1 protein-coding gene is annotated in these 287 nt (G+C 31.4%); it reads left to right on the forward strand.

Going from position 1 to position 287, the window contains the following annotated elements; all coding sequences use genetic code 11:
- Window positions 1–22: 22 nt before the first annotated feature.
- A partial coding sequence (locus AOA59_RS31210; RefSeq protein ID WP_143522874.1) for a PilZ domain-containing protein occupies window positions 23–287 on the forward strand: 265 nt, incomplete at its 3' end.

The following is a 287-nucleotide window of genomic DNA, read 5'->3' on the forward strand; positions in this document are numbered from 1 at the left end:
CATCAAGATAGACGGACAAGAAATGGAATCCAAAAACGGGGAAGCATTTTTATATAATATAAGTCCTACAGGATTAAAGTTATTATCACATTTAGATTTGAGAAGCGGAAAAAGTGAAGTAGATGTTGATGTTTGTTTTACTTTAGTTTCAGAGCACGAAGTAAGGGGACGAGTAGTGTGGCAAAAATCGGCTAATATTGGGAACGGAAAATATTATTATGGTATAGAGTTATTAATAAATGAAGAAGAAAAAAATCGCATTATTAATGAATTGAAGGAATTTATAC

The organism is Pseudomonas sp. 2822-15, from assembly GCF_002742515.1.
Lineage (GTDB): Bacteria > Pseudomonadota > Gammaproteobacteria > Pseudomonadales > Pseudomonadaceae > Aquipseudomonas > Aquipseudomonas salomonii.